General features: G+C 74.6%; 12 protein-coding genes. 7 read left to right on the forward strand and 5 right to left on the reverse strand.

What is annotated here, in order from left to right; genetic code table 11:
- The first annotated feature begins 65 nt into the window (after positions 1-65).
- The 5 genes from EKO23_RS23425 (at position 66) to EKO23_RS23445 (ending at position 7355) form a co-directional block, all read left to right on the forward strand.
- Positions 66-1595, forward strand: coding sequence for an aldehyde dehydrogenase family protein (locus EKO23_RS23425; protein WP_134720905.1), 1530 nt, complete (start codon positions 66-68; stop codon positions 1593-1595).
- Positions 1592-2737 carry a CaiB/BaiF CoA transferase family protein gene (locus tag EKO23_RS23430; RefSeq protein ID WP_134720906.1) on the forward strand — a complete coding sequence of 382 codons (1146 nt, stop codon included), beginning with the start codon at positions 1592-1594 and terminating at the stop codon, positions 2735-2737. The genes EKO23_RS23425 and EKO23_RS23430 overlap by 4 nt, the downstream gene beginning before the upstream one ends.
- Positions 2734-3921: an acyl-CoA dehydrogenase family protein gene (locus tag EKO23_RS23435; RefSeq protein ID WP_134720907.1), complete on the forward strand. Its 1188-nt coding sequence runs from the start codon at positions 2734-2736 to the stop codon at positions 3919-3921. Before EKO23_RS23430 ends, EKO23_RS23435 begins: the two co-directional genes overlap by 4 nt.
- Positions 3922-4022: 101 nt before the next feature.
- Positions 4023-5450, forward strand: coding sequence for an NAD-dependent succinate-semialdehyde dehydrogenase (locus tag EKO23_RS23440; RefSeq protein ID WP_246051275.1), 1428 nt, complete (start codon positions 4023-4025; stop codon positions 5448-5450).
- Between the two features lie 261 nt (positions 5451-5711).
- On the forward strand, positions 5712-7355 hold the full coding sequence (locus EKO23_RS23445) for an MFS transporter (RefSeq protein ID WP_134720908.1): 1644 nt from the start codon (positions 5712-5714) through the stop codon (positions 7353-7355).
- A 2-nt stretch (positions 7356-7357) separates the two neighbouring features.
- On the opposite strand, the gene EKO23_RS23450 is transcribed toward EKO23_RS23445, so the two are convergent.
- The 3 genes from EKO23_RS23450 to EKO23_RS23460 form a co-directional block, all read right to left on the reverse strand.
- A complete protein-coding gene (locus tag EKO23_RS23450) occupies positions 7358-7717 on the reverse strand; it encodes a SpoIIAA family protein (protein WP_134720909.1) in 360 nt (119 codons plus the stop codon).
- Positions 7718-7814: 97 nt separating this feature from the next.
- Entirely contained in the window at positions 7815-8216 is a 402-nt protein-coding gene (locus EKO23_RS23455) for a PGPGW domain-containing protein (RefSeq protein WP_134720910.1), read from the reverse strand.
- Positions 8217-8290: 74 nt separating this feature from the next.
- Positions 8291-8734, reverse strand: coding sequence for an aromatic ring-opening dioxygenase LigA (locus EKO23_RS23460; protein WP_134720911.1), 444 nt, complete (start codon positions 8732-8734; stop codon positions 8291-8293).
- Between the two features lie 194 nt (positions 8735-8928).
- Here EKO23_RS23460 and EKO23_RS23465 point away from each other — a divergent pair, with 194 nt between their 5' ends.
- Positions 8929-9546: a DedA family protein gene (locus EKO23_RS23465; RefSeq protein WP_134720912.1), complete on the forward strand. Its 618-nt coding sequence runs from the start codon at positions 8929-8931 to the stop codon at positions 9544-9546.
- A 72-nt stretch (positions 9547-9618) separates the two neighbouring features.
- Complete coding sequence (locus tag EKO23_RS23470; protein WP_134720913.1) at positions 9619-11643, forward strand: phage holin family protein; 2025 nt, start codon at positions 9619-9621, stop codon at positions 11641-11643.
- On the opposite strand, the gene EKO23_RS23475 is transcribed toward EKO23_RS23470, so the two are convergent.
- Positions 11633-13018 (reverse strand): ATP-binding protein, encoded by a 1386-nt coding sequence (locus tag EKO23_RS23475; RefSeq protein WP_134720914.1) that lies wholly within the window; start codon positions 13016-13018, stop codon positions 11633-11635. The genes EKO23_RS23470 and EKO23_RS23475 overlap by 11 nt on opposite strands.
- A 34-nt stretch (positions 13019-13052) precedes the next feature.
- On the reverse strand, positions 13053-13445 hold a 393-nt coding region (locus tag EKO23_RS23480), incomplete at its 5' end, for a winged helix-turn-helix domain-containing protein (protein ID WP_134720915.1).

The raw sequence follows: 13445 nt of genomic DNA on the forward strand, positions 1-13445 counted from the left end.
CCCACGCCATGGCCTCCGTACCGCTCGACACCGTCCTCGCCTGACCCGCTGGTAGTGGTTTGAGCATGCACTCCGACACGAGGGACCGGGACACCGTGCGCCAGGACACCAGCGTCGCCGCCCGGACCGGGACGGTCGTCGAGACCGTGCCGGTGAGCACCCCGGACGACGTCGACCACGCGGTGGCCTGCGCGGCCGGCGCGGCCGGACGGGTCGCCGCGACGGACCCACGCGTACGCCGTGACTGGCTCCTCGCCCTTGCCGAAGGCCTCGAGACCGCCGGCACCCGGACCGCCCTGGTCCGGATGGCCGACACCGAGACCGGCCTCGGCGAGCCCCGGCTCCGCACCGAGCTGGCCCGGTGTGCCGACCAGCTCCGCTTCTACGGAGAGGTCGCCGCCGAGGGGTCGTTCCTCGGCGCGACCGTCGACCACGCCGACGGCGCCCGGCCCGACCTGCGCCGCCTGCGCGTCCCGCTGGGACCGGTCGCGGTCCTGGGCGCGAGCAACTTCCCGTTCGGCTTCGGCGTGCTCGGCCACGACACCGCGTCCGCGCTCGCCGCCGGCTGCACCGTGGTCGCCAAGGCGCACCCCGCGCACCCGGTGACCAGCCGGCTGCTCGGCCACGTCGCCCGCGAGGCCCTGACCGGCGCCGGCGCCCCCGCCGGCGCGTTCGGGCTGGTGTCCGGCTTCGACGCCGGCACCGCCCTGGTCCGGGCACCGCAGGTGCGCGCGGTCGCGTTCACCGGCTCCCAGCAGGGCGGGCTGGCGCTGTGGCGGGCGGCCAACGAGCGCGACGAGGTGGTCCCGGTGTACGCCGAGATGGGCACCGTCAACCCGGTCGTGGTCACCCGCGCCGGCGCCCTGCGCCGGGTCGAGGTCGCCGACGGGTTCGTGGGCTCGTTCACGCTCGGAACCGGGCAGTACTGCACCAAGCCCGGACTGCTGCTGGCCCCGGCCGGTGCCGGCTTCCCGGACGCCGTGGTCCGGTCGCTGGAGCGCGCCGCCCCCGCCGGGTGGCTGCTCACCGAGGGCATCGCCCGCGGCTTCGACGTCGGCACCCGGGAGCTCGAGGAGGCCGGGGCCACGGTCCTCGCGCGGGTCCCCGGGCACGCGGACGGGTGGTCCGCCGCGGCCACCCTGCTCCAGGCCCGGGCCGTCGACCTCCGTCCCGGCTCCCGGCTCCTCGAGGAGTGTTTCGGGCCGGTCGCCCTGGTCGTGGAGTACGACGGTCACGGCGAGCTCGAACGCGTCCTGCGGTCGCTGCCGGGAGCCCTCGCCGCCTCCGTCATGAGCAACGGCGACGACGACCCCGAGGTGCCCGGCCTGGTCGCCGCGCTCGGCACCCGCGTCGGTCGGGTCGCCGTCGACGCGTGGCCCACCGGGGTCGCCACCACCTGGGCCCAGCAGCACGGCGGCCCCTGGCCGGCCACCACCGTGCCGTCCGCCACCTCGGTCGGCGCGGCCGCCCTCGACCGTTTCACCCGGCCCGTGACCTGGCAGTCCGTACCCGACGCCGCGCTGCCCCCGGCCCTGCGCGAGGACAACCCGTGGCGGCTGCCGCGCCGGGTCGACGGGAAGCAGGTGCCGGCATGAACGACCAGACCCCGCTGGCCGGCATCCGGGTCGCGGACTTCAGCCGGGTCCTCGCCGGACCGCTGGCCACGATGACGCTCGCCGACCTCGGTGCCGACGTGGTGAAGGTCGAGCGCCCCGGCGCCGGCGACGACACCCGGCAGTGGGGACCGCCCTGGTCGCCGCACGGGTCGTCGTACTTCGCGTGCGTCAACCGCTCCAAGCGCAGCATCGCCCTCGACCTCCGGGACCCCGACGACCTGGCGGTGGCCCGGTCGCTGGTCGCCGAGGCCGACGTGGTGGTGGAGAACTTCCTCACCGGCACCATGGACCGGCTCGGGCTCGGCTACGAGGAGCTGGCCCGCACCAACCCCGGCCTGGTCTGGTGCTCGGTCACCGGGTTCGGCAGCGGCCGCGGCGCCGCGCTGCCCGGCTACGACTTCGTGGTCCAGGCACTCGGCGGCCTGATGAGCATCACCGGAGACCCCGCCGCGGAGCCCAGCAAGGTGGGCGTCGCGGTCGTCGACGTGCTCACCGGGAAGGACGCCGTCATCGGGATCCTGGCCGCGCTGCACGAGCGGAGCCGCTCCGGGCGCGGCCAGCGGATCGAGGTCGACCTGCTCTCCAGCCTGCTCGGCTCCCTGGTCAACCAGGCCTCGGCCTACCTCACCACGGGCGACGCGCCGGACCGGCTGGCGAACCGGCACCCGTCCATCGCGCCGTACGAGACGCTCCGGTGCGCCGACGGCTCGATCGCGGTGGCCTGCGGCAACGACGGGCAGTTCGCCCGGCTGTGCCGCGTCCTCGACCGGCCGGCACTCGCAGGGGACACGCGCTTCGCCACCAACCCGGCCCGGGTCGCCCACCGCGAGGCGCTGGTCGCCGAGCTGGAGGGCGCGCTCGCCGCCGGCCCGGTCGCGGACTGGGTCGAGCGCCTGACCGCGGTCGGCGTCGCCGCCGGGGCGGTCAACGACATCGGCGCCGCCCTCGACCTGGCCGCCTCCCTCGGCCTCGAGCCCACCGTCGTCCTCGGCGACGGCCACCCCGAGCAGGTCCGCCACCCGATCACCTGGTCGCGCAGTCCGCTGCGCCGGCCCACCCCGCCGCCCGCGCTGGGCGAGCACACGTCCGACGTCCGAGCCCGACACGAGGAGCACCCATGAGCACCGAGCACCTGCCCGCCTTCGACCCGCGCGACCCCGCGGGCATCGACGACCTGCTCACCGCCGACGAGAAGGCGGTCCGGGCCTCGGTCCGCCAGCTCTGCGCCGAGATCGAGCCGCAGGTCGCCGGCTGGTTCGAGGCCGGCCGCATCGACGACCCGCGCGGTCTGATGAAGCGGTTCGGCGACCTCGGCCTGCTCGGCATGCACCTCGACGGCTACGGCTGCCCGGGCATGTCCGCGGTCGACTACGGCCTGGCCTGCCTCGAGCTCGAGGCCTGCGACTCCGGGATCCGGTCGATGGTGTCGGTCCAGGGGTCACTGGCGATGTACGCGATCCACCGGTGGGGGAGCGAGCAGCAGAAGCAGGACTGGCTGCCGCGGATGGCCGCCGGCACCGCGATCGGCTGCTTCGGCCTGACCGAGCCCGACCACGGGTCGGACCCGGGCTCGCTGCGTACCCGGGCCCGGCGGGACGTCGACGGCTCGTGGGTGCTCGACGGCCGCAAGATGTGGATCACGAACGGCTCCATCGCCGACGTCGCGGTCGTCTGGGCCCGCACCGACGACGGCGTCCGCGGGTTCGTCGTGCCCACGGACGCGCCCGGCTTCCACGCGCCCGAGATCAAGCACAAGATGTCGCTGCGCGCGTCGGTGACCAGCGAGCTGGTGCTGGACGGCGTGCGCCTGCCCGCGTCGGCGGTGCTGCCCGAGGTCCGTGGCCTGCGAGGCCCGCTGTCCTGCCTCAACGAGGCCCGCTTCGGCATCGTCTGGGGAGCGCTCGGCGCGGCCCGGTCGTCGTTCGAGACGGCGCTGCGGTACGCCGGCGAGCGCGAGCAGTTCGGACAGCCCATCGCCGGGTTCCAGCTCACCCAGCAGAAGCTCGCCGACATGGCGCTCGAGCTGGTCAAGGGTCACCTGCTCGCGCTGCACCTCGGCCGCCGCAAGGACGCCGGCAGGCTCCGCCCGGAGCAGGTCAGCCTCGGCAAGCTCAACAACGTCCGGGAGGCGCTCGAGATCTGCCGGACCGCCCGCACGATCCTCGGCGCCAACGGCATCTCGCTGGAGTTCCCGGTGATCCGGCACATGAACAACCTCGAGTCGGTCCTCACCTACGAGGGGACCGTCGAGATGCACACCCTGGTCGTCGGGCAGGCCCTGACCGGCCTCCCCGCCTTCCGCTGACCCCACCGACTCCCGCGAAGAGGAACCCCGTGACCCTGATCGCCGGCTCGCCGATCGAGCCCCTCGACCTGCTCGACTACGTCGACGACCTCCGCCCCGGGCTGGGCATCCACGTCGGTGGCAGCCGGCGCCCCTCCGAGGACGCCGCCGCGTTCCGGGTGGTCGACCCGGCCACCGGCAACCTGATCACGCTGGTCGCCGACGGCTCCGCCGCCGACGCCCGGAGCGCGGTCGACGCCGCGGCCGCCGCGTTCCCCGGCTGGGCCGGCACCGCGCCGCGCGCCCGGTCCGAGGTGCTGCACCAGGCCTTCGAGCTGATGCTCGCCGAGATCGACGAGCTGGCCGCCCTGATCGCGTGGGAGAACGGCAAGTCCCTCTCCGACGCCCGGGCCGAGGTCAGGTACGCCGCGGAGTTCTTCCGCTGGTTCGCCGAGGAGGCGGTCCGCCCCGACGGTGCGTACGGCGTGTCCCCGGCCGGGGGGAGCCGGACCGTCGTGACGTCCCGACCGGTCGGGGTGGCCGCGCTGGTGACCCCGTGGAACTTCCCGGCCGCGATGGCGACCCGCAAGATCGGTCCGGCGCTCGCCGCCGGCTGCACGGTCGTCCTCAAGCCCGCCGCGGAGACCCCGTTGACCGCGCTGGCGGTGGCCCGGATCCTGGACCAGGCCGGAGCCCCGGCCGGGGTCGTCAACGTGGTGCCGACCAGCCGCCCGGCCGACGTGGTCACCACCTGGCTGGAGGACCCGCGGGTCCGCAAGCTGTCCTTCACGGGCTCCACCGGCGTCGGCAAGCACCTGCTCGCGCAGGCCGCCGACCGGGTCGTGAACTCCTCCATGGAGCTCGGCGGCAACGCCCCGTTCGTGGTCGCCGCGGACGCCGACATCGAGGCGGCGGTGGCCGGCGCGATGATCGCGAAGTTCCGCAACGGCGGCCAGGCCTGCACGGCCGCGAACCGCTTCTACGTCCACGAGGCCGTCCACGACGTGTTCGTGGCGGCGTTCGGCGCCGCGGTCGAGGCGCTGGCGGTCGGCCCCGGGCTCGACGCGGGCACCGCCGTCGGTCCGATGATCAGCGACCGCGCGGTCCGCACGATCACCGGCCTGGTGGACGACGCGCTCGCCGCCGGCGCCACCGTCGCGCACCGGTCCGCGGCGCCCGCCGACGCCGGCCACTTCTACCCGCCGACCGTGCTGGTCGACGTGCCCGCCGACGCCCCGTTGCTCCGCGAGGAGATCTTCGGCCCGGTCGCGCCGGTGGTGACCTGGCGCGACGAGGACGAGCTGCTCCGGCAGGTCAACGACACCGAGCACGGCCTCGCGGCGTACGTCTTCTCCGGCGACCTGCGCTGGGCGCTGAAGCTGGCCGAGCGCATCGACGCCGGCATGGTCGGCGTGAACCGCGGCGTCGTCTCCGACCCGGCGGCGCCGTTCGGCGGGGTGAGGGAGAGCGGACTCGGGCGCGAGGGCGCGCGCGAGGGGATCCGCGCCTTCTGCGAGACGCAGTACTTCTCGGTCGACTGGGCCGACTGACCCGACACGTCGCGACCTCGGTTTCGAGACGGGCACAGGGCGCGCTCCTCAACCAGCGGTCGCCGAGCGCATCTCCCGGTGGTTGAGGAGCGAGCGCCAGCGAGCGTCTCGACACCACCACGGTCTGGACCNGGTCTGGACCGCCGGGGAGCCGGCCCGCGACCCACCCTCGTCGGGTGAGGCGCACGACCGGCAGCCGGCGGCATCCTGTCCCCGCCGAGCGCAGCAGGTCGCCGCGCAGTGAGCAGGAGGAGGTGGGCGATGGCGTCGTCCACGTCAGCAGCGATCTCGGGACGCGCCGCGGGCGGCGCCGGGGTGGTCCTCATGACGCTGGCGTCCGGCCAGTTCCTGATGACCCTCGACAGCTCGGTCATGAACGTCTCGATCGCGCAGGTCGCCGAGGACGTCGGTACGACGGTCACCGGGGTGCAGACCGCGATCACCCTCTACACGCTGGTGATGGCGACGCTGATGATCACCGGCGGGAAGATCGGCTCGATGATCGGGCGGCGCAAGGCGTTCGCGATCGGCTGCGTGATCTACGGGTGCGGGTCGCTGACCACCTCCCTGGCGCCGAGCCTGCCGGTGCTGATCTTCGGATGGTCCTTCCTCGAGGGCGTCGGTGCGGCGCTGATCATGCCGGCGATCGTGGCGCTGGTGGCCTCCAACTTCGAGGCCGGGGACCGGCCGCGCGCCTACGGGCTGGTCGCCTCCGCGGGCGCGATCGCCGTGGCTGCCGGACCGTTGATCGGCGGCGCGGTCACGACGTACTGGACGTGGCGGCTGGTCTTCGCCGGTGAGGTGGTGATCGTCATCGCGATCCTCGCCCTGACCCGCAAGATCCAGGACGTCGCGCCGGCAGGGCGGAGCAGCCTCGACCTGGTGGGCGTGGCGCTGTCGTCGACCGGCCTCGGCCTCGCGGTGTTCGGCGTGCTCAGGTCGGGGGAGTGGGGCTGGGTGCTGGCCAAGGAGGGCGCAACGGACGTGCTGGGCCTCTCGCTCACCCTCTGGCTGATCGTCGCCGGGCTGCTGTTCCTGCGCCTGTTCGTCGCGTGGGAGCACCACGTCGTCGCGCGCGGCGGCGAGCCCCTGGTCGACCTCACCATGTTCCAGAACGCCCAGCTCACCGGCGGCCTGACCATGTTCGGCTTCCAGTTCCTGTTGCAGGCCGGGCTCTTCTTCACCATCCCGCTCTACCTGTCGGTGGCGCTCGGTCTCAGCGCGCTGGACACCGGGATCCGGCTCCTCCCGCTGTCGGTCACGCTGCTGCTCGCTGCGGTCGGGATCCCGAAGTTCTGGCCGAGGGCCTCGCCACGAGCCGTTGTCGCGGTCGGGCTGGCCACCATCCTGGCCGGCATCCTCGCGCTGATCGCGGCGCTCGAGGAGGGCGCGGGGGCGGAGATCGTCACGGTCCCGCTGCTGCTGGCCGGGCTCGGCGTCGGCGCCCTGGCCTCCCAGCTGGGCGCGGTCACCGTCTCCGCGGTGCCGGACGAGCGCACCGGCGAGGTCGGCGGCCTGCAGAACACGGTGACCAACCTGGGCGCCTCGCTGGGCACCGCCCTGGCCGGCTCGGTCCTCATCGGCGCCCTGACCGCGACCTTCCTGTCCGGCCTGGCTGCGAACCCCGACGTGCCGCCCGAGGTGAACAGCACCGCCCAGGTGGAGCTCTCCGGGGGGATCCCGTTCGTCTCCGACGCCGACCTGGAGTCCGCGATGGAGGAGGCCGGGGTGCCGCCGGACAAGGCGCAGACCATCTCCGACCTCAACGCCGACGCACGGATCGCCGGCCTGCGGCTCAGCCTGGCGGTGCTCGCGGTCCTGGCGGCGGTCGCCCTGTTCCTCACCCGGCTGCTGCCCACCCGGGCCGTGGGCCAGCCGGCGGATCCCGCAGCGGCCGGCACCTGACCTCAGCGCCCCAGCCACTCCCGCGCGTCGTCGAGGTCGTCGGTCTCGAACACCCGCCACTTCCCGGGCAGCAGCCACCCCAGCGCCTTCACCGAGTTCTCCAGCCAGTCGGCGTCGGAGACGACCGCGACCCGCTTCCAGTTGCGCAGGTGCCCGGCCCCGAGCTTCATGTCCGCCCAGACGGCGTCGGCGGAGTACGTGTCGAAGTCGTCCCCGAGCAGGAACAGCAGCCGCACCTCGCCCCGCTCGATCGCGCCCTCCACCGCCGGCACCAGCACCTGGCGGTAGTCGTCGGCGGTGACCTTCCCGACCGCCTCGAAGCCCAGTGTCCCGTCCGGCATGCCGTCGATCGCCCTGATCATCGCGTCCTCCTCGTGTGCGCCGACGCGCTCAGGGTGACGCCAGCGGCCGGGGTCCGCACTCGCCCGGATCGGGTGAGTAGGCGCGGCCGACCGATCCCTAGAGGACCGCGAGTGTGCCGACGTACGTCGTGACCGCGGCGGTCAGCAGCGTGGTGCCGGCCACGAACGCCCCCGCGCCCAGCACCCCGAAGGCCCGCCGGCCCTGGGAGGCGCCCTGCGGGAGGACCGCACGGCGGATCCGGGACAGGCCCTCACCCGCACGACGCATCACGTGACGCGCCCAGTCGTACTCCAGCGCCAGCAGCGCGAACCCCAGCGCCATCACCACCAGGCCCGGTCCGGGGAGCACGGTCATCGCGATCCCGGTCAGCACCACCAGCGGTCCGAGCACGGTGACCGCGACCTTCACCGCCAGGGCGCGGCCGCGTCCGCGGTGCGCCCACGCCTCCAGTCGGGACAGCAGCTCCTGGGCGCGGGGCGTGACGGTGGCGTGGCTCATCGATCTCCTGGGGGACGGGGTGGGGAGACACCATTGTCGCCGTCCCGCCTGAGAGGGACCTGAGCGGAGCCCGGTCAGGCCGGCCTGGTGTCCTCCGACGTGGCGGCGTGGTGTCCGCCGCCGGCCCGGACCGGCGGCGTGCGCATGCCGAACCCGATCAGGACGAAGACCGCCCCCACGCCGACCGCCATGAACGCGACTCCGAACGCGACGACGGAGGTGAACAGGGAGGCCTGCAGGAACGAGCCGGTCATGGCGGTCTCCCGCTTCGGATCGTCCTGGGCGAGCTCGGCGTACGTCTTGCCGCCAGTGGCCTCCTTGACGTGCTTGTCGATCACGTCCGCCTGGCAGTAGGCGGTGAACGGGCCCTTGACGTCCCGGTCGGGGAGGCAGGCGTCGCCCGAGGTGGTGATCTTCTGGTCGGCCAACGTCGTGCTCACCACGATCCAGGTCAGGATCCCGGCGACCACCATGATCGCGCCGACCACGATCGACGTCCACGAGGCAAAGGTGCGCATGTCGATTCCTCCTCCGACCGCCCGCTCCCGAGCGGCGAACCCGACTTCCGGAGTCGACCCGACCCGGCCGACGCTCCGATGGGAGCACGCGGCCGCGCCGCTGCGGGTCGCCCGCTTCGGGTGACCCGGAGCACCCGGAGCGCCTGCAGCCGACCTTCATCCGGCCTTCATCCAGCCGACCTACCGTCGTCGGCATGAGCGTCCAGCAGATCGTCGTCGACGTCCTCGGCACCATCCCGCCCCCGCTGGCCTACGTGGCCGTGGGCGCGGCGGTGTTCGCCGAGGCCGCCCTGTTCGTCGGCTTCGTGGTGCCCGGCGAGTCGGCGGTGCTCGTCGGTGGTCTGCTGGCCTCGACCGGCCACCTGTCGGTGGCCCTGCTCGCCGCGGTCGTGGTCGTCGCCGCGATCGTCGGCGACACCGTCGGATTCGAGGTCGGGCGCAAGCTCGGCCCGCGGCTGATCGGCGCGCGGGCGCTGCGCCGGCACCGGCCGGCCATCGACGCGGCCCGTGACCGGCTGCGGCGCAAGGGAGGGGTCACCGTCGTGGCCGGCCGGTTCACCGCGCTGCTGCGCGCGCTGACGCCCGCCCTGGCCGGGATGAGCGGGATGCCGTACCGCCGCTTCCTCGCGTGGAACGCGGCCGGGGGTCTGCTGTGGGGCGCCGGCGTGACCCTGCTCGGCTACCTCGCCGGTCGGTCCCTGCCGCTCGTGGAGCGCTCGCTGGGCGGCGTCGGGCTGGCCGTGGCTTCCGGCTTCGTGGTCGTGGGGCTGGTGGCCTGGCACCGGCGGCGGAGGCTCGCCCGCTTCGGGTGACGCGCCGCGGCCGGCGCCGCGCCATGCTCGCCGTGTTCCGCTCGGGTGACCGGCCACGGTGAGGGAGGCGCGATGGCCAGCAAGCGGCGCAGCCTGCTGCTCGGCGACCTCGTGCGGCTGCTGGTCACCTGGGTGTTCTCGTCGCTGATCCTCATGGTCGCGGCCTGGCTGCAGCCGAACGTGTCGGCCACCAGCCCGTGGGCGTGGGTCGCCGTCGCCGCGGTGAGCGGCGTCGCAGGGCTGCTGGTCCGCCCGCTGCTGGTCGAGGTCTCGGCCCGGATCGGCTGGCTCGCGGTCGCCCCGCTGGCGCTGGTCGGCCAGGCCGTCGTCATGTACGTCGCCATGGTCACCGTGCCCGGCATCGACGCCACCTTCTGGGCGGCGGTCGTGACCAGCTGGATCTGCGCGGCCCTCGGCACCGTGGTCGCCTACCTGTCCGCGTCCGGCAGCCAGGCCGGGCTGACCTCGGCGCTGATGCGCCGCGGCAAGGCGCACACCGTCGCCGACCCCGAGGTGGACGGGGTGGTGTTCGTGCAGATGGACGGGGTCGCGTTCCCGGTGCTGCGCTGGGCGGTCCAGTCGGGCGGCGTACCCACGATCCGGCGCTGGCTCGCCGACGGCAGCCACGTGCTGCACGAGTGGACCCCGCAGCTGCCCTGCACCACCCCGGCGAGCCAGCTCGGGCTCCTGCACGGCACGGTGCAGAGGATCCCCGCGTTCCGGTGGTACGACCGCGAGCTCGGCCGGGTGCTGGTCGCGAACAGGCCCGCCGACGCGAAGATCATCGAGGCCCGCGCCACCGACGGGCGGGGGTTGCTGTGCGACGACGGTGTCTCGATCTCGAACCTCTTCTCCGGCGACGCGGAGCGCTCGCCGCTCACGATGAGCGTGGCCGGGGCGAAGCGCGGCACCACGCAGACCCGGCGGGCCGTCGCCTGGTTCCTGGCCTCTCCGGCCGGCTTCTCCCGGAGCCTCTCGCGGACGGTCGCCGAGGTGGTCAAGGAGCGCTGGCAGGCACGGCGGCAGGAGCAGCGGCGGCTGGTTCCCCGGATCAGGCGGAACTGGACGTTCGCCATCCTGCGTGCGATCACCAACGCCCTGCTGCGTGACCTCAACACCGCACTGGTCGCGGAGGAGATGCGGCGCGGCACCCGCTCGGTCTACGTGGACTACGTCGACTACGACGAGATCGCCCACCATGCCGGGGTGTTCCGCCCCGAGTCGCTGGCCGCCCTCGACGGCCTGGACGGGGTGCTCGCCCAGCTCGAGGAGCTGGCCACCCGCGGTGCCCGGCGCTACCACCTGGTCGTGGTCTCCGACCACGGGCAGTCGCAGGGGACCCCGTTCGCCGACCGCTACGGCACCGACCTGTCCGGTCTCTGCGCGGAGCTGACCGCGGCGCCGGTGCAGGGGATCGAGCACTCCGTCGAGGGCTGGGGTCGCGCCGACTCGCTCGTGCAGGACCTCGGCGACGAGGGACTCACCGGCCGGATCTCCCGGACCGCGGACAAGCGGGTCAGCAAGGAGGTGGCACGGGACGACACGGCGCCGCCGGACTCGGACCTGGTGGTGCTCGGCTCCGGCAACCTCGGCCTGGTCTACGTCCCCGGTCCGCAGCGGCTCACCCTCGACGACCTCGAGGGCCGCTGGCCGCGGCTGGTGCCCGGTCTGGCGGCACATCCGGGGATCGGCTTCGTGGCCGGCACCGACGGCGCCGGCACCCCGTGGGTGATCGGTGCCACCGGCCGGCGGGACCTGGCCACCGGCACCGTGGAGGGCGACGACCCGCTCGCGCCGTACGGCGAGCACGCGGCGCGGATGCTGGCCCGGGCGATGGCGATGGCCGAGGCGCCGGACCTCTACGTCAACAGCACCGTCGACCTCGACACCCTCGAGATCGCGGCGTTCGAGGACCTCGTGGGGGCCCACGGCGGGCTCGGCGGCTGGCAGGACTCCGCGCTGCTGCTCGCCCCGCCGGCGCTGCTCGGCGACACCTGGGAGGCCGTCGAGGGCGCCGACGGGATGCACCGGGTGCTGGTCGCGATGCTGGAGCGGTGCGGCCACCGCGCCGGAGCGCCTGCGCCGGTCATGGACTGACCGGCGGCAGCAGCACGGTCACCGTCATCCGGTCGTCGTGGTCGCACGGCACGCCGGCGTCCGGCCCGGCGTCCGGCCCGACCCGCTGGTGGGTGCCGTGCGCGCACAGTCGCAGCCGGCCGCCCGCGTCGAGCACCAGCGCCTCGACCAGTGCGAGGCCGAGCCCGGCCCCGGGCCGCGAGCGCGCGTCGTCGGCACGGGTGAACCGCTCGGTCGCCGTGGCCAGCAGCTCCGGCCCCATGCCCGGCCCGGCGTCGGCGACCCGCAGCCGCGCCCAGCCATCGGCGGCGTCCACCTCCACCGTCACCGGGGGAGCGCCGTGCAGGAGCGCGTTGCCGAGCAGGTTGTCCAGCAGCCGGTCGAGCGCGAGCGCGCTCATTGGGACCGGGACGACGCCCCCCGGAACCCGCCCCGTGACGCCCTCCCCGGCGTGCCGGCGTACGGCGTCCTGCGCGGCGGCGGCCAGGTCGGCGGTGGCCGCGGGACCGGTGCCGGCCGCGCCCAGCTCCAGGAGCTGTTCGGCGAGCGTGGCCAGCCGGCGTACGTCCGTCTCCAGCTCGGCCAGCACCGCCTCGTGCTCGGCGACCGACCGCGACCGGCGGCGGGCCAGCTGGATCCGGCTGGTCAGCAACGTGAGCGGGGTGCGCAGCTCGTGGCTGGCGTCGTCGACGAACCGGCGCTCCCGGGCGATCGCCGCCTCCAGCGCGGCCAGCATGTCGTTGAGCGTGTGCCCGAGCCGGGTGACCTCGTCGTCGCGGTCCGGCGGCACGTCGAGCCGGACCCCGGTGGAGCCGGCCGCGATCTCGGCGGCCCGGCTGCGGTAGTCCTCCACCGGCCGCAGCGCCGCCCGCGCGAGCCGGTCGCCGACGAAAGCGGTGACCACCAGGGCACCGATCCCCGCCACCAGCAGCTGCAGCAGCAGCTCCCGCAACGCCTCGTCGCGCTGGTCGCGGCGCGCCGCCACCACGAGGTACGTCGCGGGGCCCGCCGCCGCGGGCAGCCGGGAGACCTCGAGCCGCAGCGGGTCCGGGGACGCCGGGAGCAGGGCGCCGCGGTCGCTGCGCACGGGACCGTCGTCACTGGCCCGCGCGTCCGCCGGGTCCAGCAGCGGCTCGGTCACCGACCCGGTGAGCACCCGGCCGTCCTCGTCCAGCACCTGGTAGGCCACGCCCGCAGCGGCGACCGCGGAGCTGTCGGTCACCCGGCCGGCCGGCGTCACCAGCGGTGCGAGCGCGGACGTGGCGTCGCCCAGCTCGCGGTCCAGCGACCGGTCGAGGGCGAGCTCCACGCGCCAGTAGACGAACCCGCCCGCGGCAAGCAGCACCGCCGACATCGCGAGCGAGAAGCCCAGCACCAGCCGGTGGCGCAGCGGCATCCGGGAGACCCTGCTCACGTCGGTGGCCCGCCCCTCAGCGCCCGTCCACCCGGTAGCCCACGCCGCGCACGGTGGTGATCGTCTCGGTGCCGAACGGCCGGTCGATCTTGCCGCGCAGGGAGGCGACGTGGACGTCGATGACGTTGCTGCGCAGGTCGGTCTCGCCGTCCCACACCTCGTCGAGGATCGTGAACCGGGTGACCACCCGGCCCACCCGCTCGAGGAGCAGGTGCAGGATGCTGAACTCACGTGCCGACAGCTCGATCTCGACCCCGTCACGGGTGACCCGGTGCGCCGCCGGGTCCAGCCGCAGCCCGTCGACCTCCAGCACCTGGGTCCCCGACGAGTGGTGCCGCCGGTGCAGTGCCCGCAGCCTGGCCAGCAGCTCGTCGAGGTCGAACGGCTTGGTGACGTAGTCGTCCGCGCC

Source organism: Nocardioides guangzhouensis, assembly GCF_004519545.1.
Lineage (GTDB): Bacteria > Actinomycetota > Actinomycetes > Propionibacteriales > Nocardioidaceae > Nocardioides > Nocardioides guangzhouensis.